This is a genomic window from Caballeronia sp. LZ001 (assembly GCF_031450875.1).
In the GTDB taxonomy this organism is placed as follows: Bacteria; Pseudomonadota; Gammaproteobacteria; order Burkholderiales; family Burkholderiaceae; genus Caballeronia.
Map to the genome: position 1 here is coordinate 814,991 of NZ_JARTVX010000005.1, position 22,639 is coordinate 837,629.

Annotated in this window: 20 protein-coding genes; 5 read left to right on the top strand and 15 right to left on the bottom strand. The window is 62.3% G+C overall.

Going from position 1 to position 22,639, the window contains the following annotated elements; translation table 11 throughout:
- Nucleotide 1: 1 nt before the first annotated feature.
- The 3 genes from P9292_RS40235 (at nucleotide 2) to hfq (ending at nucleotide 2,448) form a co-directional block, all read left to right on the top strand.
- On the top strand, nucleotides 2-187 hold the full coding sequence (locus P9292_RS40235) for a hypothetical protein (RefSeq protein WP_244831724.1): 186 nt from the start codon (nucleotides 2-4) through the stop codon (nucleotides 185-187).
- Nucleotides 184-1,962, top strand: a complete 1,779-nt coding sequence (locus P9292_RS40240; RefSeq protein WP_309965272.1) for a hypothetical protein — start codon at nucleotides 184-186, stop codon at nucleotides 1,960-1,962. Before P9292_RS40235 ends, P9292_RS40240 begins: the two co-directional genes overlap by 4 nt.
- Nucleotides 1,963-2,175: 213 nt before the next feature.
- A complete protein-coding gene (gene hfq / locus P9292_RS40245; protein WP_250469659.1) occupies nucleotides 2,176-2,448 on the top strand; it encodes an RNA chaperone Hfq in 273 nt (90 codons plus the stop codon).
- Nucleotides 2,449-2,460: 12 nt separating this feature from the next.
- Here the strand turns inward: hfq and P9292_RS40250 are convergent, their stop codons facing one another.
- Nucleotides 2,461-3,474 (bottom strand): hypothetical protein, encoded by a 1,014-nt coding sequence (locus P9292_RS40250; protein WP_309965275.1) that lies wholly within the window; start codon nucleotides 3,472-3,474, stop codon nucleotides 2,461-2,463.
- Nucleotides 3,475-3,597: 123 nt separating this feature from the next.
- Nucleotides 3,598-5,013 (bottom strand): amidase, encoded by a 1,416-nt coding sequence (locus tag P9292_RS40255; RefSeq protein ID WP_309965278.1) that lies wholly within the window; start codon nucleotides 5,011-5,013, stop codon nucleotides 3,598-3,600.
- A gap of 135 nt (nucleotides 5,014-5,148) precedes the next feature.
- Between P9292_RS40255 and P9292_RS40260 the strand changes: the two genes are divergently transcribed.
- Both P9292_RS40260 and P9292_RS40265 read left to right on the top strand, forming a co-directional pair.
- Nucleotides 5,149-6,060, top strand: coding sequence for a LysR family transcriptional regulator (locus P9292_RS40260; protein ID WP_250509160.1), 912 nt, complete (start codon nucleotides 5,149-5,151; stop codon nucleotides 6,058-6,060).
- Nucleotides 6,061-6,128: 68 nt separating this feature from the next.
- Nucleotides 6,129-6,686 (top strand): TetR/AcrR family transcriptional regulator, encoded by a 558-nt coding sequence (locus P9292_RS40265; protein WP_244831730.1) that lies wholly within the window; start codon nucleotides 6,129-6,131, stop codon nucleotides 6,684-6,686.
- Here the strand turns inward: P9292_RS40265 and P9292_RS40270 are convergent.
- The 13 genes from P9292_RS40270 to P9292_RS40330 all read right to left on the bottom strand — a co-directional run bounded on the left by P9292_RS40270 (nucleotide 6,639) and on the right by P9292_RS40330 (nucleotide 22,635).
- Nucleotides 6,639-8,135, bottom strand: coding sequence for an efflux transporter outer membrane subunit (locus tag P9292_RS40270; protein WP_309846109.1), 1,497 nt, complete (start codon nucleotides 8,133-8,135; stop codon nucleotides 6,639-6,641). The two genes, P9292_RS40265 and P9292_RS40270, sit on opposite strands and share 48 nt — an antisense overlap.
- The gene (locus P9292_RS40275) at nucleotides 8,132-11,266 is read right to left on the bottom strand and encodes an efflux RND transporter permease subunit (protein WP_250494960.1); all 3,135 of its coding nucleotides are present in this window, start codon (nucleotides 11,264-11,266) and stop codon (nucleotides 8,132-8,134) included. Before P9292_RS40275 ends, P9292_RS40270 begins: the two co-directional genes overlap by 4 nt.
- Nucleotides 11,267-11,281: 15 nt before the next feature.
- The gene (locus tag P9292_RS40280; RefSeq protein WP_309846112.1) at nucleotides 11,282-12,562 is read right to left on the bottom strand and encodes an efflux RND transporter periplasmic adaptor subunit; all 1,281 of its coding nucleotides are present in this window, start codon (nucleotides 12,560-12,562) and stop codon (nucleotides 11,282-11,284) included.
- A gap of 422 nt (nucleotides 12,563-12,984) precedes the next feature.
- Nucleotides 12,985-13,941, bottom strand: a complete 957-nt coding sequence (locus tag P9292_RS40285; RefSeq protein WP_309965283.1) for a hypothetical protein — start codon at nucleotides 13,939-13,941, stop codon at nucleotides 12,985-12,987.
- A 62-nt stretch (nucleotides 13,942-14,003) separates the two neighbouring features.
- Nucleotides 14,004-15,011 carry a GntR family transcriptional regulator gene (locus P9292_RS40290; protein ID WP_309965286.1) on the bottom strand — a complete coding sequence of 336 codons (1,008 nt, stop codon included), beginning with the start codon at nucleotides 15,009-15,011 and terminating at the stop codon, nucleotides 14,004-14,006.
- A gap of 91 nt (nucleotides 15,012-15,102) precedes the next feature.
- Nucleotides 15,103-16,281, bottom strand: a complete 1,179-nt coding sequence (locus P9292_RS40295) for a PotD/PotF family extracellular solute-binding protein (RefSeq protein WP_404989379.1) — start codon at nucleotides 16,279-16,281, stop codon at nucleotides 15,103-15,105.
- A gap of 41 nt (nucleotides 16,282-16,322) precedes the next feature.
- Nucleotides 16,323-17,372, bottom strand: coding sequence for a GTP-binding protein (locus P9292_RS40300; RefSeq protein WP_309965289.1), 1,050 nt, complete (start codon nucleotides 17,370-17,372; stop codon nucleotides 16,323-16,325).
- Entirely contained in the window at nucleotides 17,369-17,668 is a 300-nt protein-coding gene (locus P9292_RS40305; RefSeq protein ID WP_309965293.1) for a hypothetical protein, read from the bottom strand. The genes P9292_RS40300 and P9292_RS40305 overlap by 4 nt, the downstream gene beginning before the upstream one ends.
- A 12-nt stretch (nucleotides 17,669-17,680) precedes the next feature.
- Nucleotides 17,681-18,436 carry an SDR family NAD(P)-dependent oxidoreductase gene (locus tag P9292_RS40310; RefSeq protein ID WP_250509166.1) on the bottom strand — a complete coding sequence of 252 codons (756 nt, stop codon included), beginning with the start codon at nucleotides 18,434-18,436 and terminating at the stop codon, nucleotides 17,681-17,683.
- 25 nt (nucleotides 18,437-18,461) lie between these two features.
- Nucleotides 18,462-19,217: an SDR family NAD(P)-dependent oxidoreductase gene (locus tag P9292_RS40315; RefSeq protein ID WP_244831739.1), complete on the bottom strand. Its 756-nt coding sequence runs from the start codon at nucleotides 19,215-19,217 to the stop codon at nucleotides 18,462-18,464.
- 18 nt (nucleotides 19,218-19,235) lie between these two features.
- Nucleotides 19,236-20,606 carry an MFS transporter gene (locus tag P9292_RS40320; protein ID WP_309965296.1) on the bottom strand — a complete coding sequence of 457 codons (1,371 nt, stop codon included), beginning with the start codon at nucleotides 20,604-20,606 and terminating at the stop codon, nucleotides 19,236-19,238.
- A gap of 23 nt (nucleotides 20,607-20,629) precedes the next feature.
- Complete coding sequence (locus tag P9292_RS40325) at nucleotides 20,630-21,511, bottom strand: polysaccharide deacetylase (protein WP_309846124.1); 882 nt, start codon at nucleotides 21,509-21,511, stop codon at nucleotides 20,630-20,632.
- Between the two features lie 233 nt (nucleotides 21,512-21,744).
- Nucleotides 21,745-22,635 carry an alpha/beta fold hydrolase gene (locus tag P9292_RS40330; RefSeq protein WP_250509168.1) on the bottom strand — a complete coding sequence of 297 codons (891 nt, stop codon included), beginning with the start codon at nucleotides 22,633-22,635 and terminating at the stop codon, nucleotides 21,745-21,747.
- Nucleotides 22,636-22,639 lie beyond the last annotated feature (4 nt).

Sequence of the window (22,639 nt, forward strand, 5' to 3'; positions counted from 1 at the left end):
CATGGCCGCCCTGTTCTGGGTGAGCCGCCCTGCGTTTTCATGCTGGCGCGACGAATCGTATCGCGAGGAGACCATGCATTACGAGCGGCCCGCGCCGGTTGATCGTCGCGTGGTCTTCGTGCTGTACATCCTTCATAAGATCCGGATACCAGGGCAATTCATCAGTCATTTGGGAGAGCGAACATGATTACCGCCCGGAATATGGCGCGCGCTGGCGTCGTAGCAAGTTCGTTGTCGTTGCGCCGCACCGGCGTCGTTCTCGCCGGCTTCTGTTGTGCGGCGCTCGCGCCCGAGGCCTTTGCCGACGGCCTCAATTTCGGCCAGATCATGAACAGTCTGCGTGGCGGCGGAGCGAACCTTCATGTGCAACCGCTCGTCAACGCAGCGAAGGGACAATACGAGAAATACGAAGCAAAGGCGCAGTGTGACGACGTAAAAACGTGGCTCACATCCGGACCGCTTCCCGCTGGCGGCGGTGGCATGAGTGCGGCGCAATCGCCGCAATCGGACCCGGCCGTGACAGCGCTGATTCAGGACGCGCGCTTTGCTCCCGTGTTCGGCAAGACCTACGATCAGATAGACCCGAAGATGCTGACGGAGTACACCAGCAAGATCTTGCCGCACTGTTTCAGCACGACCGGACCGCTCGCATCGATTCCGCCCGATCAGAAGGCCGCCGCCACTCGCGCGATGACTTCTTTCCGCTATAACAGCAATCTGCGCCTGCTCGCGCAGTCGCGCGCCGCGACTGGCGGACTCACGGAACTCGCGACGGAAGCGGAGTCGCTCAAAGCCGATGAAACGGGCCACGCGCGTTTGATCGAGATCGAAGCATCGGCGCAAAAGATTCTGCCGCAAGCACTCCGCGCCGAGCGCGATGAGTTCGCGAAACGCATGACGGTTGTCGAGCAACGCGTGGCGATACCTGTCGAGGACGCGCAGACGGCGCAGGCCATCGACAACGCGCGCGGTTATCCCGGCATGGTGGAACTGGCGAAGTTGTATCGCATGCAAAGCCGGCCAGCGTTCTCCACGGCGCTCACGACATCGCGCAACGCCGAGATGGCGAAGATCGGCGTCGCGCTCAATCAGTTGGGCACGGCGCAGGAAGCCGTCGAGCGGCAGAGCATCGATGCGCTCGGCACCGGTTTGGCCGGCCTGCAGCAGGGGCGTACGTGGAGCGCGGACTTCCGCCGGCGCTACGACGGCATGGAGCGTGTGCCGAGCGTTCAGGAAACCTACCAATATTTTCTGAGCCGGCGCGCCCAGGCGCTCGAAAGCTCGCGAGGAGAAATCGAGCAGCAGATCAGGCACGCTCGTTCGGGCGAGGAGATCGCGCAGATCAAGTCGCGATATCTGATGGATAGCGATGCCAACGCGCCGGCCGGCGTGGCGATTGCCACAGCGATGGTCGCGCAGCAAGAAGACTTGCGCAAACGCAGCGCGCTCGGCGATGCGTACGAGGCATCGTCCGGCAACGACTCGGCGCGTCCGGTCGCCGTCGCCGATGCACAGCCGCGCGCCACATCGAAGTCATCCGAGCGGGCATCGCATTCGGGCGGCGAACCCACGGCGGCGGAAATGTACGATGCGGTCAACAATCGGGCGCAGGCCATCGCGCGAGGTATCTCGTCGCAAAACGAGCGTTGCCAGCAGGCCGACCGTTCAAGGCTCACGAGCGGCGATGCCATGCTCTGCCTGACCACCATGTTCATGGGCAGCAAGTCGGTGCGCGGTAACGAACCCATGCGGATCGACTCGTTTCAGAAGCTCGGTTGCGCGCCGGCATCGGGCAAGCCGGGTTATGTCTGCGACTATTCGATGAACATATCGGGCGGACCCGCCGATGCCATGCGTGGCATGTTCACGACGCTTGGCAGCGGTGGCGGCGAGACTTCCGAGGCGCGGTTTCTCAATGCGGGCGGCCACTGGATCATGCAGGTGGATGACAAGAAGGAGTAGCAGACGAGGGCGACGCGTTTCGGCGTTCACCCGTTTTATATCAACACTTAAAACCCAGTCCACCTAAACATACTAGGAAATAATCAACACGAAACACCGTATTTTCACGGAGATTCCGAGAGAGACCGGTTTTGCCTGTGGCCCACCCCACACGTCGGGGCTTGCGCGGCGCGTATTCTGGGGGCGATGTACTCACGGAAAGGGACGGCCGCCATGACTCAAGCCGATACTGACATTCAGTCGACTTTCCTCGAGACCTTGATCGCCGAGCGAAAAACCGTATGGGTCTTTCTCGTGAGCGGGATCAAGCTGACAGGACTGATCGAATCGTTCGATAAATACGTGCTCGCGGTGCAATCGCCGAACGGCATACAGACCATCTACAAGAACGCGATATCGACCGTTTGCGAACCGCACACGCTCCCGCCCAAACGGACGGACGAACGCGCTTCGATGACGCGCGTCGAGCGCGCGCATCGAAAATAGACCGCAGTACCTTTACGCCGGTCTGACGCCGGTGCCTCGCCCGCGACGCTTCGCTGCAACGGCCGGTGTCACCACGGGCGCTGGCGCCGTCTCGATCACACCGAGCGGCGACGCTGGCGCAGCCAACCCCAGCACCGTGCTCACGCGACTGACGAAAGGCACCGCGAGCTTGCCGTATCCGGCTTCGGTCGCGTGAATTTCGTTTTCCCAATCATTGCTGATGCCCGACGCTTGCGCATCGGCGCGCGTGAGGATGCCTCGCGTATCGATCACATAAAAATTTTGCAACGTGAGGCTCATGCTGATCGAAGCAAGTTTGTCGATGAACGCGTCCGCAATGGCGTTCCAGTCGTTCGCAGGGATTTTATAGTCTGTCAGCGCAGGCAAGAGCCACGGTCCAATTCCCAAACCCGCGCCGCTCGCGCGAGGCGTCGCGTAGTCATAGGTGTGCGTGAAGATCGGCGTATTCGTGTTGTGTTTGCTCTTCGATCGCATGAAGTCCAGCGCCTTGAACTGCTGCTCCAGATGCAGCCTGAAGGTCTCCCAACCTTGCGCCGAGATGTAGCGATTATCGGCGGCGGCGAGCGGCCCACCCCATTCGTCGCTCGTGAGAAGCAGTCTTTCGTGCGGCGCGACAGGCACACCGTTGTCGCCGATCGCCGCGACCTGCACGGCATCGATGAGGTCGTTGCCGCCGCCCGAAAGCAAAATCGCGCTCCACGGTTGTTCCTTTGGACCGGCCAGCAGCGAATAAAACAAAGGGTCTCGACGAAGGTCGACCATGTGAGTGAGCGTATCGCCGGGGTCGGCGCAATTCACGGCGACCGCCGCCTGCGCGAACTCCAGGTTTTTTAGCAGATTCGACGAACTCCAATGCTCGACCGTATTGGTCGTGAACCACGAGTCCCCTTGCGCCAGGAACTGCCAGTTGAACGTGCCCACGTCCGGCTCGCCGTGCGCGTTCATCTGCTGCGACTGAATCACTGTCAGTTTGTCCGGCATCGTCTCCCCCGCCCTTTTCGTCATGGAAGCTCAAGGCAGCCGGGACGAACCCGGCGCTCTGAAAGCTTAGGCGATAGGCGACGAACCCTCGCGATTTGCATTCGTCTGCGTACGCAAGCGCACACATTCGCCGATGCCGCGCACCGCTCAGATAGCAGGCCGCCGCTCGCCGAGGCCGCCCTTGCGCTCGATGAGCGCGCCGAGCCGCAAGATCGTGGCTTCATCGAGCCACTTCGCGACCAACTGAACGCCGATCGGCAAGTTCTCCGAGCTGAAGCCGAAGGGCACCGAAAGCGCCGGCAAGCCGGTCAGATTAAACGGTGACGTTGCGCTCATCACATGCGTCCACGGCACCGTCACGCCATTGACCACGAGTTCCTGCGCGCCGTGCGGCGTTGCGGTCATCGGATTCACGGGGCAAAGCAGCACATCGTATTGCTCGAAGAATCCGGCGAACGCAGACCTGAGCGCTTCCGCTTTCGCTTCGGCGCCGATGAAGTCGGCGAACGCAGGGTCCGGCGTCTCGACGATGCCCTTGCCTATCGCGTGCAAGTCGTGCTCGCGGCCTTTCACTATGGCCTTGACGGACGGCACGAGCTCGCCGAAGACAAGCGTCATCAGCCCACTGAGCGGCTCGCCGAGAAACGGCAGGCGTACCTCTTCGACATCGCAGCCGAGATCGGCAAGACGCGCGGCGGCAGCCTTGACCGCGGCGGTGATCTCGGGATCGACCGGGCCGAACGCGGCATCCGATACCCATCCTACCCGCACGGGCTGACCTGCGATCCCGGCACGGTCCGCGTCGGCGTTGCGGGCATGCACGGCGTAACCATCGAAGCCATCGGGGCCTTTCAGAATCGAGTAACCGAGCGCGACATCGCCGACCGTGCGAGCCATCGGCCCGACATGCCACCAGCGCGCGATCACGCCCGGATAGTGGCCCGTATAGGGCACGCGGCCATGCGTGGCCTTGAGTGCGGCGATGCCAGTGAACGCCGCCGGCCCGCGCACCGAAATGGCGACATCGCTGCCGATACCGATTGGCGACATGCCAGCCGCGATCGCCGCCGACTCGCCGCCTGATGAACCACCCGGCGTGCGTTCGAGATTCCACGGATTATTGGTTCGGCCGGTAACGAGGTTATCGGTCTCGGTCCACGCCGAGAACTCGGGCAAGTTGGTTTTCATGAGCGGGATGCCGCCTGCGGCCTTGAAGCGCGCGACCGACGTAGCGTCCTGCGCGGGTACGTTGCCGGCAAAGAGCCGCGAGCCGCGCTGCGTGAGCACGCCGGCGGTATCGAGTGCATCCTTGATGGAGAAAGGCACGCCATGCAGCGGCCCGAGCGTGGCGCCGCTCATCACGGCTCGTTGCGCCTGCCTGGCGGCTTCGAGGGCCTGTTCGCCCATTAGCGTCACCACGGCATTCACTTTGGGATTCACGGCCTCGATGCGATGCAAATGAGCCTCGATCACTTCGACACTCGACAATTCGCGAGTGCGAATGAGGCGCGCGAGTTCGGTTGCGCTTGCGTAGTGAATGCGGGTTCGATCGTTGGAATTCATCTGATACTCCTTTGATGGTTTTTCGGTGCGTGCGCTTGAGCGTTGCGACGACGATGCAGCGAACGAAGCCAGAGTACATCCATCCGCCAACTCGATTAACATCGCCAGCGTGGATATGAGAAATCGAGGAAACGCATGAATGGCACAGGCTTGCTGGAAGCCGAAACGTTTCTCTTCGTCGCCGAATACGGCGGGTTCGGCGCTGCGGCGCGCGAACTGGGTGTCACGCAATCCACCATCAGCCGGCGCATTTCGCTTCTGGAGAGCAGAGTTGGCGTGCGCCTCATCGAACGCACGACACGACACGTCGCATTGACCGATGCCGGCAAGTCCTACGCGAGTGAGTTACGCGACATCCTCTTGCGTCTTCGACACGCCGAAGCGCAAGCGCAACGCGGCGCGGCCGAACCCGAAGGCCTGTTGCGCATCACGATGCCGACCGCATTCGGCCGCGCCTGCGTCATTCCATGTGTTACGCGGCTTGCAAACCGTCATACGCGGCTGCGTTTCGAGGTCGATCTCTCGGATCGCTATGCCGACCTGCTCGAAGGCAATTTCGATGTCGCCGTGCGCCTTGCATCGACATCGCAATCGGGAATCAGCGAGCGGCACATTGCCTCGGCGGATCTTTGCTTGTGCGCGTCGTCGGCGTACGTGGCCATGCATGGGCCGATCACCGAGCCTGCGCAAATCGTCGCGCACGAATGCCTCGCGCTGCAGACCTACGCGCCGCGCACGAGCTGGAATGTCATCTGGCAGGGCAAACGAACCGAGATCAGCTTCACGCCGAAAATGGTCGTGAGCGATTTGTTCGCGCTTGCGGACTTTTGCCGCGCGGGGCTGGGCGTCGCGGTCCTGCCCATGTACGCGATAGGGTCTGCGTTGGCCGATGGCAGTGTCGTCGATGCCGCGCCTGAACTTTCCTTCGTGCCGCTCGAAGTCTTCGCAGCTTACGCGCATGGCCGCGAAAAATTGCCGAAGGTCGCGGCCTTTCTCGAAGCGTTGAACGACATCGGCAGCGTGGGCGCGCCTTTGAAAAAGCGTTGAAGATGCGATTGGTCACGCACGCTTTTGGATGTTAAATTACATCCATTTGGAAGAGAGATAGACACGTCATGCGCAAGTCCCGACAGGAAGCAGCCGAAACGCGCGAACGCATAGTGGAGTCGGCGTCCACGCGCTTTCGTGAGAACGGTATAGATGGCACCGCGCTCGCCGATCTCATGGCGCAAGCCGGCCTCTCGCACGGCGGCTTCTATAAGCATTTCGGATCGAAGGAACAAGTGGTGCTGGAGTCGCTCGAACTGGCGAGCGACACGTTGCGCGAGACCATGTCGTCGGCGCTTACGCGCAAGAGCGGCATCAACGCCGCCGTTGCGGATTACCTTTCGCCGGAGCATCGCGACAACGCGGGCGCGGGTTGTCCGTTCGTCGCGCTGTCGAGCGAACTCGCGCGTTCCAGCGACGAAGTGCGCACCGCCGCGACCGCGGGCATCGAGCGCCTGGTCGAACTGTTCGCCGGTAGTCTCGACGAGCCGCCCGCCGCCGCGAGGAAGCAGGCGCTCGTCATGCTCTCCACCATGATCGGCGCGCTGACGCTGGCGCGCATGGTCAACGAGCCAGCGCTATCTGACACCATCCTTCGCGAGGCCAGAAAGGCGCTCGCTCAGTGAGGCATCGTCTGCGGTAGCGGCGGGTTGCGTGCGCCAGCCGCCGCCAAGCGCGCGGAATGCGCCGACCGCCGCACGCGCTGCATCGGCGCGCGTGGCATCGAGATCGTCGCGTGCCACGAGCAACTGACGGTCTGCATCCAGCACGTCCGTGAGCGTGATCGCACCGGCCTTATAAGCGCGCTGCGACAAGTCGCGTGCGCGCGTGAGCGCGGCCACCTCGGCATCGAGTTCAATACCCCGGTTCTGCGTTTCGCTCAATGCGACGAACGCGTTCTCGACATCTTCCGCCGCACGCAACACGCTCTGCCGATAAACCGCCAGCGCCTCCGCATTCGCGCCACGCGCCGCCGCGACTTCCGCATCCACCTTGCCGAAGTCGAAGAGACGCCAGCGCAGTCCCGCCGTAATCGCCGGTTGAAACGCGCGCGCCGTGAACAGCTCATGCGAGCCGCCGCTATCGAAGCCGAGCAGACCAGTTAGCGAAAGCTTCGGATAATAGTCGGCAATCGCAGCGCCAATACGTTCATTTGATGCCGCGAGACGCCGCTCCGCCGCGATCACATCGGGACGTTGACGCAACAGCGCGGTGGCATCGGGCGACGCATCGATGGATGGAATGCCGGGGATATCCGCCGCTGTCGCCAGTTCGCTCGCATACGTGCCGGGCTGCACGCCCATCAGCACGTCCAGTCGATTCAACTGCGCGTTGAGTTGCACACGCAGCGTAGGAACCACGGTGCGCGCTTGTTTGAGCAGTGCATCGGCTTGCGCGACTTCGCGTTCGTCGGCGGCGCCTGCGGCCACACGCAGACGCACGATGTCGAGCAGTCTCGCATCCGTCGATATCTGGTCCTGCGCCACCGCAAGACGTGCCTGAAAGCCGCGCACTTGCAGATAGGCATCGGCGGCATCGGCGGCAACTGTCACGCGTGTGCCGGCCTGCTCGGCCTGCGCGGCTTCTTCCTCGCGCGTGGCGGCGGCCGCATCGCGACGCAGACCGCCTGCCAGATCGATTTCCCAGCTTGCCGCCGCGCCTACCGTGTATTCGCGCTGATCGCGGCTATAGCCAGGGAAAGTGCGCGCAAGCGAGCCGAGCGGGCTGACGAGGCTTTGATGCTGCGCGCTCGCCGATGCATCGAGGTCCACCGTCGGCAATAACTGCGCGCCCGCCGATGCCGCTGCCGCCCGCGCCTGCTGTACTCGCGCGAACGACGCCGCGAGATCGAGGTTCTGCGACAACGCGCGCTCGACCACGGTGACGAGCATGGGATCGTCGAAGCCGGTCCACCAGGTATCGAGCGGTGGAGCGGTCTTGCCGGTTTGTGCGGGCACGTGCTGCAGCGGTTGCAGGGCCGTTTCAGGCGTGACGTAGTCGGGGCCGACTGCGCAACCGGCAAGCGCCGCGATTAACGTCGATGACGCAATCCATGTGAGCGATGGCTTCATCATGCACGCCCCTTGCCGAACCGGCGAATGAATACATAGAAGGCTGGCGTGAAGAGCAGACCGAAGCCTGTCACGCCCAGCATGCCGAACAACACGGCGGTGCCGAGCGACTGCCGCATCTCCGCGCCCGCGCCGGTTGCCACGGCCAACGGCGCGACGCCGAGAATGAACGCGAAAGAGGTCATGAGAATGGGCCGCAAACGGGTACGCGCCGCATGCACCGCAGCGGTGACGGCGGACACGCCCTCGTCTTCCTTCTGCTTCGCGAACTCGACGATCAGAATCGCGTTTTTCGCCGCCAACCCGACGAGCACGACGAAGCCGATCTGCGCGAGGATATCTATCGGCATGCCACGCAACGAAAGCCCGGTGACTGACGCGAGAATACACATCGGCACGATCAGCACGATGGCAAGCGGCAACTTCCAGCTCTCGTATTGCGCCACGAGCACGAGGAACACGAAGAGCGCCGCCGCGCCGAACACGACGAGCGTGGGCGTGCCGCGTTGTTGCTGTTGATATGCAAGCTCGGTCCATTCGAACCCGATGCCCTGCGGCAGCACCTGATGCGCAAGCTCTTCCATGCGATGCAGCGCGGTGCCCGTCGCCACGCCCGGCGCTGCAACGCCCTGCACTTCCGCTGCCGGATAGAGGTTATAGCGCGGCACGCGATACGGAATCGTGCGGTCTTCCAGATGCGCGACGGTTCCTATCGGCACCATATCGCCGGCCTGATTGCGCGCCTTCAACCGCGTAATGTCCTCACCTGTCCGCCGGAAACGCCCGTCCGCCTGCACGATCACTTCATACGTGCGGCCCAGATAGTTGAAGTCGTTCACGTATTGCGAGCCGAGGTAGACCTGCAAAGTGGAGAACACATCCGTGGGCGTCAAGCCGACCTTTTGCGCCTTGACCCGGTCGATGTTCGCGAACACCGATGGCGAGCCCGCATTGAAGAGCGTGAACACGCCCGCGAGATTCGGATCTCGATTGGCCGCCGCGACGAGTGCGTTCGCGGCCTTCACGAGCGCTTCCGGTCCAAGGCCCGCACGATCTTCGAGCATCATCTTGAAGCCGCCTGCATTGCCGATTCCTTGCACCGGCGGCGGCGGAATGGTCAACACGTAAGCGTCCTTGATGACCGAGAGGCGCTTGCGCATATCGGCGAGTACGGTGTTGGCCGTCACGCCCGGCAGCGAGTGGCTATAGAGCGAAGGCAAGCCTGAAAACACCGTGCCAGAATTCGATGCCACCGTGAGCGTGGTTGCATCGAGCCCGACGAAGGGCGCTACGTGCTCGATACCATGTGTCGACAAGATGATATCGATGGCCTGACGCACGACCTTCTCAGTGCGTTGCAGCGAGGAACCTGGCGGCAACTGCACGACGGTAATCAGGTAACCTTGATCCTGCTCGGGGATGAAGCCCGTCGGCGTGCGCGCGAATTGCAGCGCGGTCAATCCGATGAGCGCGACATACACTGCAAGCACCACGGTCAACCCGCGCACGAGCCTTCGCGTGACGTTACCGTACCCGAACGAAAGGCGCTCGAAGCCGCGATTGAAGCGCGCAAAGCCGCCGTGCATGATGCGCGAAGCCCAGTTCGAACGCTCGGCATCGTGTTCGCTATGCGGCTTGAAAAGCACGGCGCACAGTGCCGGACTCAGCGTGAGTGAAACGAAACACGAGATCACCGTCGACGCCGCGATGGTCACTGCGAACTGCCGGAAGAAAAGTCCCGAGATGCCGCTCAGAAACGCCGATGGCACGAACACCGCGCACAACGTGAGCGCAATCGAAAGCAGCGCACCGCCCACTTCGTCCATCGTGCGATGCGCGGCTTCCACAGGCAACATGCCCGCGCGCATGTTCCGCTCGACGTTTTCGACGACAACGATGGCATCGTCCACCACGATCCCCACCGCAAGCACGAGCCCGAACAGCGAGAGGTTATTGAGCGATATCCCGAACGCAGCGAGCACGATGAAAGAGCCGAGCAACGACACGGGAATGGCCACCACGGGAATGATCGTCGCGCGCCAGTTCTGCAGGAACACGAAGACCACGGCCACCACGAGCAGGATCGCAACGAAGATGGTCGTCACGACTTCATCGACGGACTTGCCGATGAAGATCGTCGGGTCATAGATGATCTTGTAGTCGAGACCCGCCGGAAAGTCGCGCTTGAGTTCACGCATCTCGCCGAGCACGGCCTTCTCGACCGCGAGCGAGTTCGCGCCGGGTTCGGCATAGATGAGCAAGGTCGACGCATCGCTGCGATCCATGAAGGCGGTCGAACCGTAGTCCGCCGCGCCCACTTCCACGCGGCCTATATCGCGAATACGCGTGATGCGCCCCTGTCCGTCCGACTTCACGACGATATCGCCGAACTGCTCCGGCGTGGCGAGACGCCCCAGTGCCTCGACGTTGATTTGATACGCCTCGCTGTTGCCCGATGGCGGCTGGTTCAGCACGCCCGCGGAGACCTGCAGGTTCTGCGCACGCAGTGCCGTCAGCACTTCGCTTGCGGTGAGGTTGCTCGCCGCGACACGATCGGGGTCGATCCAGATGCGCATCGCGTATTCGCGTGCGCCCTGGAACTGCACATCGCCCACGCCCTGAATACGTGCGAGCGCGTCCTTCACATGCAGCGTCGCGTAATTCGAGAGATACAACGTGTCGCGCAGCTTGTCGGGCGAATAGAGATGCACCGCGAGCAGAATGCTCGGCGTGGACTTGCGCACTTGCACGCCGAGTCTTTGCACGTCTTCAGGCAAGCGCGGCAAGGCATCCTGCACGCGGTTTTGCGTGAGCATCTGCGCAACGTTCAGATCGGTGCCGATGCGAAATGTCACTGTTACGGTGAGCCTGCCGTCGCCGGTCGACTGGCTGCCCATGTAGAGCATGTTTTCGACGCCGTTGATCTGCTGTTCGAGCGGCGTCGCTACCGTACGCGCGATCGTCTCCGCCGACGCACCCGGATACGATGTCGTCACCTGCACGGTCGGCGGCACGATCTCGGGATACTGCGCAACCGGCAGTACGTACATGGCGCCGAGTCCGATCAACGTCAGGAAGGCACTGACGACCGTCGCGAATCGTGGACGGTCGATAAAGAAGTGAGCAATACGCATGAGTGTGTCGTTCCGCTATTTCGATTGCGCTGTCTGCGTGGTCCGCGTCGTCTGCGCGTCGTTCGCTTCATAGCGGACGGTACCGTCGCGCGTAGTCACCTTCGAGCCGGGCGCGGCGAATGGCAGACCATCCACGATCACGCGATCATCGCGTGTCAGTCCCGCACGGATCACGCGCAAGCCGCCGCGCATCTCGCCGATCTCCACGCGCTTGGGCGTGACGGTGCCGTCGTTTGCAACGGTCATCACGACATGCTCGGATTGATCCGGCAACACGGATGCATCCGGCACCAGCAAGGTCGCCGCGGGATGCGCCACGGCAAGCCGCACGCGCGAGAACTCGCCGGGCGTGAGCCGCAAGTCGGCGTTCGGCACGGTGGCGCGTGCATGAATGGTGCCGCTCGCGCGGTCGATCACGTTATCGAGGAAGTCGAGCGTGCCCTGACGCGAATAGTCCGCGTCCGTGCCCTCGCCGGAGGCCAGCTCGACCCTGTTCGCAAGCGGCCCTTTCGTATCCGCGCGATAGCGTGAGAACGACTGAAAGTCAGACTCGCTCATGTCAAAGTCGAGATAGATGGGATCGAGCGAAACGAGCGTGGCGAGCAGCGTGGTGGGGCTCGTCGCCGCGCGGCTGCCCGCGATCAGATTGCCCGCCGACACCAGATGCCTGCCAATGCGTCCCGTGAACGGCGCGAAGATCTTGCAGTGATCGAGATCGAAGCGCGCGTCGCGAATCTGCGCGGCGGCATCGTCCAACGCGGCCTCTGCGCCATGCAGTTCGGAAGTGCGTTGTTCGACGCTTTGCCGCGTGCCGGCATCGCCTCGCTGCAACTCCTGCGCGCGCTCCAGTTCCTGCTTCGCAAGCACGAGACGCGCTTGCGCGGTCTGCTGCTGCGCCTTTGCCTGAGAGAGCCGAATCTCGTACGGCACGGAATCGATAGTGAAGAGCAGATCGCCTTTGCGGACGACATCGCCATCCTTGAAGTGGATGCCCGTGAGCGTTCCGCCCACTTGCGCGCGAAGCTCGACCTGATCCACAGCCGAGAACTGACCGAGAAACCCTAAGCGCGTATCGAGGTCGCGCACCACTGGCTTGCTCACGGTAACGTCATGACGAGGCGGTGCGGCTTGCACACTTGCGGTGCTTCCGGCATTGCGATGGTTGATGTAGAACCATCCACCGCCTATGGCCAGCATGGCTGCAATGGCGATCCACGTGGCGGTGCGGCGCCGGGCTGGCGGACGATGGCTTTGCCCCGCCTCTGCCTCGTCATCGAGTTTTGCTTTCGTATCCACCTGCGTTCACCTCAAGAGAATTGGGATCGTCCGCCGAGCGCCGCTCGGGAAGACCTATCCCGTCCGGCTCGTTTGGATGTCGACCATCGTCTAAAGGCGTTTAGATTACGTATACAATCTTATTGGTCAAGCGTTTTCAATAGTCGCAACCGGAATATGAAAAACGGAACGTGCGCAAGCTTCGGCCGGACAAGGCTCTGCGCGATTGTTCGCGCGCCGTGTCATGTGTGTTCAGACAGAGCGATTTATGCGGCGAATGCCGTGCTGTAGTGTGGCGAGTGATGGCTCTCGTCATGGAGCCGTCAACGGTTGCGGATAGAGGTTGTTTCTCGTCCGCTTTGCAGGCATCGATGGGTGGACTCCTCCAACCCCCGCCCTTTGCTGCCGGAGCGCACGGCATTGCGCCGTGCGCTTTTTTTTGTTCAGTACTGCAGGCCCAGGCTTGCCGACCAACCCCGGATGTTTGGTCCGAACAAATAGCTCACGCCTAGTTTCACGCTGGTTCCACCCTGAGTTTTGGCGCTCAACGGAGTCAGCAAGCCGAGGCCGACTTCGGCAACAGTGGAAAAGCCGAGCGCACTTCGGTTCGCGCCGAAGAAGCCGCCGTAGCCGCTGCGCACGAACCAGTCGAGCTTGCGCTCGAACACGCTGAGCGATGTCGGCCGCGCATATTCCACACGCAGCGAGTACACGCCGGCGGTTTCCCGAAAGCCCTCGAGTCCCGGCGATTCATCGAAGGTCGAGATCCACGACCATGCAATATGTGCCTTGACGCTGAGGCTTTGCTCGTCCTGCTCACGCATCCATTCGATGCCGGCGTTCGGCGTGACGAGCCATGCATTCGTATGCCAGTTGAAGAGCACACCATCGGTGAGTGAACTCAGCGGCTTCGCGGAGCCTTCGTAGCTGGCGCCGTTGATAAGGCGCGCGAGTCCGGCATCGATGGCGGGCGTGAGTGTGAAGCCATAGCCGAGCTTCTGGCGCAACACTACGCCGCCGCCCAGGCTGAAAGCGGACCATTTGCTTCCGATACTGCCCGCTCCGGGCGATGGCGAATCCACTGGCAAGGTCGCGCGATTGGAAAGATAGCCCGCGGAAACACGCCAGAAGATATCGCTTCCGGGTGTGATCGTGGCGAGCTTCGACTCAAACGGCACGCGAAAGATGTCGATGGTGGGCTTGATGCCCGCATTGGAGAGGTCGAAGTGAGCGGAATTGATATCCGGCGTGGCGGCGAGATTCAGCAGTTGCGCATAGCCCGAGCCGAGCCGGACGCCCGCGACCTGATCCGCGACCGACTGCGCAAACGCGACCCGAGGCATGGCCACGCTCGCAAGAACGCCAGCAACGATGCAACCGCCAAGAGGCATTCGACGCACGCTCGGGCTCCTTCGGGCTATACGTCGCATCATCGCACAGCGGCGCGCTTGTCACGTGACTATCAGGCGATGCGTTGCATATACGCCGGCAAGTCGGGATCGGGCAAGACCGCCAGCACTTTCAAGCGCTGCAGCGTGCGCTTCTGTCCGGCGCGAAGATGTTGCGTGAGCGCATCGGCGGCAGCCTGCGCATTGCCCTTCAGAAGAAGACGAACGACCTCGCGATGCTCGCTCAACATACCCGCTTCCGGATGCAGATTGAAGGCATCGTAAAAGGCATGATTCACGATGAGCGGCATGTGCGCATGACCGATGGCCGCGCGTAATTTGCGGTTGCGCGAAAAACTCAGCAAGCTGTCGTGCAGCGTGGTTTCGATGCGATAGAGCGCTGCGGCATCGACGGAATCGGGCAGTGCAATCGCACGCTCGATCTCAACCAGCGCCGCTTCCAGTTGCGCGCGGGACAACGAAGGCGCGCTTGCCAGCAGCGCAGCAGGTTCGAGCAACACGCGCAACTCGTAGTCTTCCGCCACGGCACGCGCGGTAAGCGGTCCACATAGCCAATGCGAATACGCCGCCTTCTCCACTAACCCGCGATCGCGCAAACGGTTGAGCGCCTCACGCACCGTGCCGCGACTCACGCCGAACGCTTCGGCCGCGTCGCTTTCGTCGATCCGAAAATGTCCGAACACGATGCCAAGCGAAATCACACCTTCGAGCGCGTTGTAAATGCGCTCGCTATTCGAGGGAATGTCGAGCGGCTCGGGCGGGCGGTCGAAGCCGAGCGCATCTTCGGAAAGCGGCGCACGTAGCGGCTCCGGCACGCCGCCATCGGGATGCGCCACGAGATAACCGCGTCCGTCGAAGGTATGCAATAGGCCGCCCGCATGTAGCATCTCAAAGGCCTTTCTCACCGGCACGCGGCTCGTGCCGAAGATACGCGCGACGGGACCTTCGAGCAGCACGAGACCCGGCGCGATATTGCCGAGTGCAATCGCGGTCTTGAGATGATCGTGAATCAACCGGTAGCGCAGACGGCTGTCCGGTTCGATAGAGTCGACCGATGCCATCGATGCGTCTGCCGTGTCCTCTGCGTCTGCGAGAGGAGCGGTGGTTCGGGAAGCGCTTGCGCGTCTTGTCATCGTTGAACGAACTTCGCTGTCAGGACCGCATGAATTCGGTCCAGCGGCGTACGAGATAGTTATGCTCGTCCATCACCGAGTCCCACACGGCGACCCGGCTCATGCGCGAGACGTAATTGCCGCCGTCGCGCATCTGTCCGGCAGGCACGAGATGCTTGCGCGTCGGGCCGGGAAGGTCCTTGGGCGCTTCCCTGCCATCGTACCAGTACGCCCATTCGGCGTCGCTCATGTGCTCGCGCGAACGCTCCGGGTTCGAGATATAAAAGCCCTGACGCGCCATGGTCGCGCCTGCCCATCCTTCGAGCCACCAGTTGAGATATTCGTAGGAGGCATCGAGCATGCGTCCATGCGCGAGCCGCGATATACCGATACCGCCGAACCAAGCGCGATACCCCTCACGCGGCCGCGCGAGCCGAAAGCGCAAACCGGCGCGTTCCAGTTCGACCGTCGCCGGCGACCAGATGCTTTGAATCACGACCTTGCCCGCGATCATCAATTGCGCGGCTTCGGCGAAGCTCGACCAGAAGCCCGCGAAATGACCGCGCCGTTTGAAGTCGATGAGCGTGGCGATCAACGCATCGATCTCTTCGATACTCAGGTTGCCGATATCCTCGAAGCGCATCAGCCCGCAGGCTTGCACCGCCAGCGCGGCATCGATCGCGCCGATGGCCGCATCCGCCTGCAGCGCCACGCGTCCCGCAAGTTCGGGCGCAAGCAGCCATGCCCAGCTTTCCTCGCCTGCAAGAAGCGAAGGCGGCATGGCATCTTCGAGGTAGACGAAGCTGTCCGCATTGTGCGTGAGCGGCAGCATGCTGATGCGCTTGCTCGGCTTGCGCGCAAGCGATCCGTCCGTCTGCACGAAGAGGCGGTCGGCGGGCACGCAGCCCACGCCATTGCTCAAATTGCGTCCGGTATGTCCGGTGCGCGCAAGTGTGTTGACCTCGTCCCAACGACGAATGCGCGCGACATCGATAGGCTGCAACGCATGCGCGGGCCACAGGCATTCGATGCTATGAAACCATTGATCGTAGAGTTCGTAGCGGTCCGGGTGCATCACGCCTTCGCGCTGCACACTCGAACCGTCATCGACGATGAAGCGCAGTTTGATACCCAGGTCCTGCTCCGCGCGCTTGCGCAGATGTTCCTGTAGCGTGACGGATGTGCCGAGCACGCGCAACTCGACTTTCGACGGATGCACGGCGGGCGCTTGTGGACCGGAGAGATTCGAGCGGACGGGATTCAATCTATGGCTTCTGTCTCGAGGTGCCGGCAAAAGCGCCGGTAGGAAGCAGCCACTGCGTCGCGATCCAGTCCTTCCGCAATGAACACGAGTCGCGAAAGCGGCGCGCCGCCGGGCCAAGCGTCGAGATGCAATACGGGATGCACGAGATGATGCACGGCATGCAGCACGACCGGTTGGGACTCGCCGCGAATGGCGAGCAGTCCCTTGACGCGCAGGATGTTATCACCGTGACGGTTGAGCAGCATGGTGAACCATAACGTGAACACGGGCCAGTCGGGCGCCACGTCGAAATCGATAGAGAAGGAAGTCAGCGTCGAGAGGTTCTCCCGGTGTTGCGAAAGACGCGCCAATGGACGCTCGCCATCGTCACGTCGTGCGTTCGATGTCATGCCCGTGCGACGCACGAAGTCCGCGAAATCCGGCACATGCGCTGCAAGGCCGAGCACCGCGGATGCATCGTCGTGAACGGTACGGCGCGCCATGCTCGCGGCCGGATTCACGCGTTCGAGTTCGGCTTCGAGTGCCGCGACGTGAGCTTCATCCACGAGGTCCGTCTTGCTGATGAGTAGACGGTCCGCAGCCGCGACTTGCGCGAGCCATTCGGGATGCCGCTCGCGTTGCTGACGCGCGTTGACGGCATCGACCACGGTGACGACCGACGCGATTGAATAATGACTCGATACCACGCGATCGCCGAGCAAGGTCGCCATGATCGGCGCGGGCGTGGCAAGCCCCGTCGTTTCCAGCACCACACGCGAGAACGGCGGCACTTCACCGCGTGCGCGTCGTGAGAACAGGTGCGCAAGCGCGTCCTTCAACTCGCCGCGAATGGCGCAGCACACGCAACCGTTGTCGAGCAGCACGGTCTCGGCTTCCACCTTGCCGATCAACAAATGGTCCAGCCCGACTTCGCCGAATTCGTTGACGAGCACGGCCGTATCGCGCGCGGCATCGCCCTTGAGGACATCTGCAAGCAAGGTCGATTTACCGCTGCCGAGAAAGCCCGTCACGACGATCACCGGAATCACATCGTAGGCAAGGCTCATGGCGCGGCCTCGTCATCGGCGAAAAGTGTCAGCGGATCGAGCGGACGCCCGAGCATGCTTTCCGCGGCCTTCCATATCTGCATGAAGTCTTCGATCATCAATTGCGCGCCGGTCGGCGAAGAGAGTACGAACGATTGGCCGTGAAAGTCGGCAAGACGCAGACGAAACGTTTCGAGCACGCGGTTCGCATGCGCGACCTGCGCATAGCGCTGCGCGCGCGCATTCACGCCCGCGCCCGCCGAAACCGTATTCGACCAGTGCCGCCCGCCGCCCAGTAATCCGCACATGCCGCACATGAAACCTCCCTCTTAAGGCATGACGTCGCCGGAATTCGGTCCGAGCGTCTGCCCGACGAACAGGTTCCCGCCCGGGTCGGAGGCGAGCAAGACCGCTGTGGGCGCAACTTCTTCCGCGCGGCCGAAGCGGCGCAGCGGCAGTTCTTTCGCCTTCATCTCCTTCCATGATGCGCTGATTCCATCGACGAGCGGTGTCTCTATCGGCCCCGGCGCAATGGCGTTGACGAGCACGTTGTCGGGCGCGGCTTCCAGCGCGAGCGATTTGGTGAAGCCGATCACGCCCGCCTTGGCCGCCGCGTAATGTGTGAGTTCCGCGCCGCCCTTGATGCCGAGCTGCGACGCCACGTTGATGATGCGTCCCCAGCGCTGCGCGGTCATCGAAGGCAATGCGCGACGCGAGCAGAGAAACACGCTGCGTAAGTCCACGCGCATCATGTCGTCCCACATTGACGTGGTGAGGTCCGTGCAGCGTGCCTGCGTGAGCATGCCCGCATTGTTCACGAGAATGTCGATGCCGCCATAAGCCTCGATACAACGATCCACGATACCGTGCGCGCCCGCCTCTTCGCCGACATCGGCGATCACGGTTTGCACTGTGACGCCGAGCGCGCGGCATGCGTCCGCTTGTGTGGCCAGACGCGTTTCGTTGAGGTCCGCGAGCACGAGACGCGCGCCCGCTTCCGCATAAGCGAGCGCAATTGCCGCGCCGATACCGCTTGCCGCACCGGTCACGACCGCGCGACGGCCTTCGAGTGAAAAGGATGCCATGTGCTGTTGTTCCTGTGCGTGAGAATCAGCCGGGCCAGCGCACGGTGAGTCCGCCATCCGCGATGATCGACTGGCCGGTGATGTAGGAGGCGTCGTCGCTCGTCAGATAGCGAATCAGCGCGGCAATTTCTTGCGGCCTGCCGACGCGTCCGAGCGGAATGCCCTTCGCGGCTTCGCGCAAGCCATCGGGGCCGAGCGAATTGACTGCATCGAGCGATTGGGGCGTTTCGATCAGGCCCGGAATGACCGCATTACAACGGATGTTGCGCGGCGCGAGTTCCATCGCCACTGCGCGGCATAGTCCCGGCACGCCCGACTTCGCGGCGGAATAATGCGTGTGGTTCTCCCATCCATAGACGCCACCCGCTATGGACGATATCGCGACCATCGCGCCGCCATCGGTCATATGCCGCGCTGCCGCACGGAAGGTGCGCATGACACCGGACAGATCGACATCGAGCATCTGATGCCATTGTTCGTCGCTCATCTCCGTGAGCGGCGATGCGCGCAGCAAGCCCGCATTCGCCACCGCATAGTCGATGCGTCCGAAGCGCGTGATCGCTTCGTTCGCGAAGGCTTCGACTTCCTCGGCGGAAGTCACGTCCACCGCGTGCATCACGCACTGACCGCCCGCCTTCTCGACTTCGGCTGCCGTGACTTGCGGGTCATGCGGATCGCCAGGAAAGTATCCGCCGACCACGGCCACGCCGATCTGCGCGTATGCCACGGCCAGCGCTTGCCCAATGCCGCTCGCCGCGCCCGTTACCAATGCTGCTTTCACGAAAGACCTCCAGTGGAGTTACTTGATTTCGGTGGGATCGACATGACGCGCGAACAAAATTAGCACGCCGGAAAGGAAACACGGCAATGCGCCGAACCAGAGCGCCGCGTGCAGCCAGTCGCTACCGTGATTGAGCATCGAGGTGACGCCGACGCCCGCGAGGATCGCGCCGATGGGACCCATTGCATGGACGATCGAGCTGCCCGTGCCGCGAATGGCCGTCGGATAACTTTCGCCGATGAAGAACAGCGCCGCCGAATACGGTCCGATCAGGAAGAAGAGACCGAGGCTATAGAGCGCGACGACCACGCCCTGGCTGCTCGGACCATAAAGCATGCCCGCGAACGACAGACCGCCGAGCATCCAGCCGATGGCGAGCGTGTTGCGCCGGCCGATCTTGTCGCCGATCCATCCGTGACTCAGATAACCGCAATAGCCGATCACGTTCGACAACACGAGAATCAGCAGCGAGCTTTCGAACGACACGTTATGCACGCGAGTGAGCACCGTCGTGCCGAGCACGCTGAACACCTGAATCGCGGACCAGTTCAGCAAAATGCCGCCGCCGAGCACGAGCGTCGCACGCAATGCGCTGCCGCGAAACGCTTCGGAAAGACCTGCGCGGCTGTGCTCCTCGTAGTCCACCGAATGCGTGCCCGCGAGACTGCGCGCTTCGCCGTCGTGACCGGCTTCGCGCAACTGTTTGATGCGCTTGTGCAGCAGGAATTGCGGGCTTTCCTTCAGACGCCGCGTCATGAAGAAGATGACGATGGCCGGGAACGTCGCGAAGATGAAGCACCCTTGCCAACCGATACGCGGCAACAAGAGCGCCGTAAGACCGGATGCGATCAGCGCGCCAATAGGCCAGCCGCCTTGCACGAGGCTATAAATGAAGCCCTTGTTGCGATTGAGCTTCGGATCGTTGGCGGTCGAGTACAGTTCGTTGAGGTAAGTCGCGTTGACGGTTTCCTCGGCATAACCGAGACCCGAGAGTGCGCGGATGAACACGAGCGGCCACTGACCCATTGCGCCGCCCACGACCGTCAGTCCCGAGCACAACGCCGCGCCAGCCACCGTCCACAAGAGCCCTGCCTTGCGGCCGAGACGATCCAGTAATGGTCCGATGGCGAAGGCGATCACCGCCGTGCCGATTGCCACCAGCGTGGCGATTTCGGCTTGCGAGGCGGCGTCCCAGTTGTAGTGCTTGCCGATCTCGGGCAAGAGCGTGCCGAACAGGATGAAGTCGTACACGGCAAACACCCACGCGAAAAAAGCGACCACGGTTGCGCGTTTTACGTCGCCGGGCGTTATCTGTTCGAGTTTGAAACTTGATGCCGACAGCGGGTTCGCTTTCGCCGGCGCGCTCTTGCTGAGCTCGGAAGGAGTCATGGGATGGGCTCGTATCGGTAGGGTCAGGACTTGCGTGGCTGGCGGCGCAGGAAGTCGTCGGCGATTTCATTGCAGGTGCAAAAGCGCACGCCTTCGTGCTTGCGGAAATGCGCGATCAGACGTTCGAGCATGAGCAATACTTGCGCGCGGCCGGATACATCGGGATGAATGGTGATGGGAAACACCGCGTAGTCGTGCTCGCGGTACACCCAGTCGAATTGATCGCGCCACATCTCCTCGATATCGCGCGGATTGACGAAGCCGTGACTGTTGGGCGCCTTCTTGATGAACATCATCGGCGGGAGATCGTCGAGATACCAGTTCGCGGGAACCTCCACGAGATTCGTTTCCTGTCCGCGCGAAAGCGGCTTCATCCACGTATCCGGATGCTTGCTGTAGTCGATCTTCGTCCAGCTGTCGCCGACGCGCACGTAGTACGGGTGGTAGTCGTTGTGCATCAGGCTGTGGTCGTACTTGATGCCCTTCTTCACCAGTAACTCGTTCGTCACGTTACTGAACTCCCACCACGGCGCGACGTAGCCCGTCGGCCGCTTGCCCGCGAGTTTCGTCACCAGGTCGATGCTGCGATCAAGCACGGCTTCTTCCTGCTCCGGCGTCATCGCGATTGGGTTTTCGTGGCTATAGCCGTGGATGCCGATCTCGTGGCCCGCGTCCGCAACCGCCTGCATCTGCGTGGGAAAAGTCTCGATCGAATGGCCGGGAATGAACCATGTGGTCTTGATCTTCTCGCGCTCGAAGAGCTTGAGAAGGCGCATGGAGCCCACTTCGCCCGCAAAGAGGCCGCGCGAGATGTCGTCGGGCGAGTCTTCGCCGCCGTATGAGCCGAGCCATCCGGCGACCGCATCGACGTCGATGCCGAATGCTACGAGTATTTCCTTGGCCATCTGCTTTTCTCCTTTGAGCGCTGCGTTGTCGGTTCGAAGCATTGCTTCGCTTTCACCGGGCACTTAAATGTACATCGTTGACAACATACGTTTACGATGCCGGGTTCAAAAATAATCGGCAAATGAGGGATTACCCTTAGTAACGATCTCGAAGATGAAAAGGGACGGGCGTGCGGAGGCGCGGCCCGTGCATTGAGCGCGGACCGGATTGAACGGAGGCGACGGCGAGGGGTTTAGGTTTGCGCGTGCAGCGTTAGTAAGGCATCGGCGAATGCCTTGGGTTTTTCTTGCGGCAGGTTGTGTCCCGCGCCTTCGACGACGCGATATTCAAAAGGTCCGCTGAAATGCACGGAGTGATGCGCGGTGCCGCCGGTGGACATGACACCGTCGTCCGCGCCGTCGAACGAGATCGTGGGAACGGAGATGGGCGGCGCCTTCGCGAGTTGCTGTTCGAGCGCGTCGTAACGCGGATCGCCATTCACGAGCCCATAGCGATGCCGATACGAATGGATCACGACATCGATGAAGTCTTCGTTGTCGAACGATGCGGCCGTCGCGGCGTAAGTGTCGTCTTCGAAGCGCCAGCTCGGTGACCATAGCGTCCACAGCAAGCGGCAGAGTTCTCGGCGGTTCGCGGTCAGGCCGGCACGGCCGCGCTCGCCATGAAAGTAATACTGATACCAGTAGCGAAGCTCGTTTTCCGGCGACGACGGCTTGCCCGATGCCGCGATGTCCTGAATGTTGTAGCCGTTGAGCGTGACGAGCGCCCTGACGCGTTCGGGATGCAGCGCCGCGACGATGCACGCGGCGCGTCCGCCCCAGTCGTAGCCGCCGAGCATTGCGCGCCCGATGTCGAGCGCATCGAGCAATGCGAGCAGGTCAGCGCCCAACGCCGCTTGCTGACCGGAACGCGGGGTATCGGCGGAAAGGAAGCGCGTTGGACCGTAACCACGCAGATAAGGAACGATGACGCGCGCGCCTTGTGCCACGAGGAGCGGCGCGACTTCATCGAATGAATGAATGTCGTAGGGAAAGCCATGCAGCAACACAACGGGCCAGCCGTCTGTCGGCCCGGACTCTTCATAAGCGATATCAAGCAAGTCGGTCTCGATGCGGTTGATCATGCGC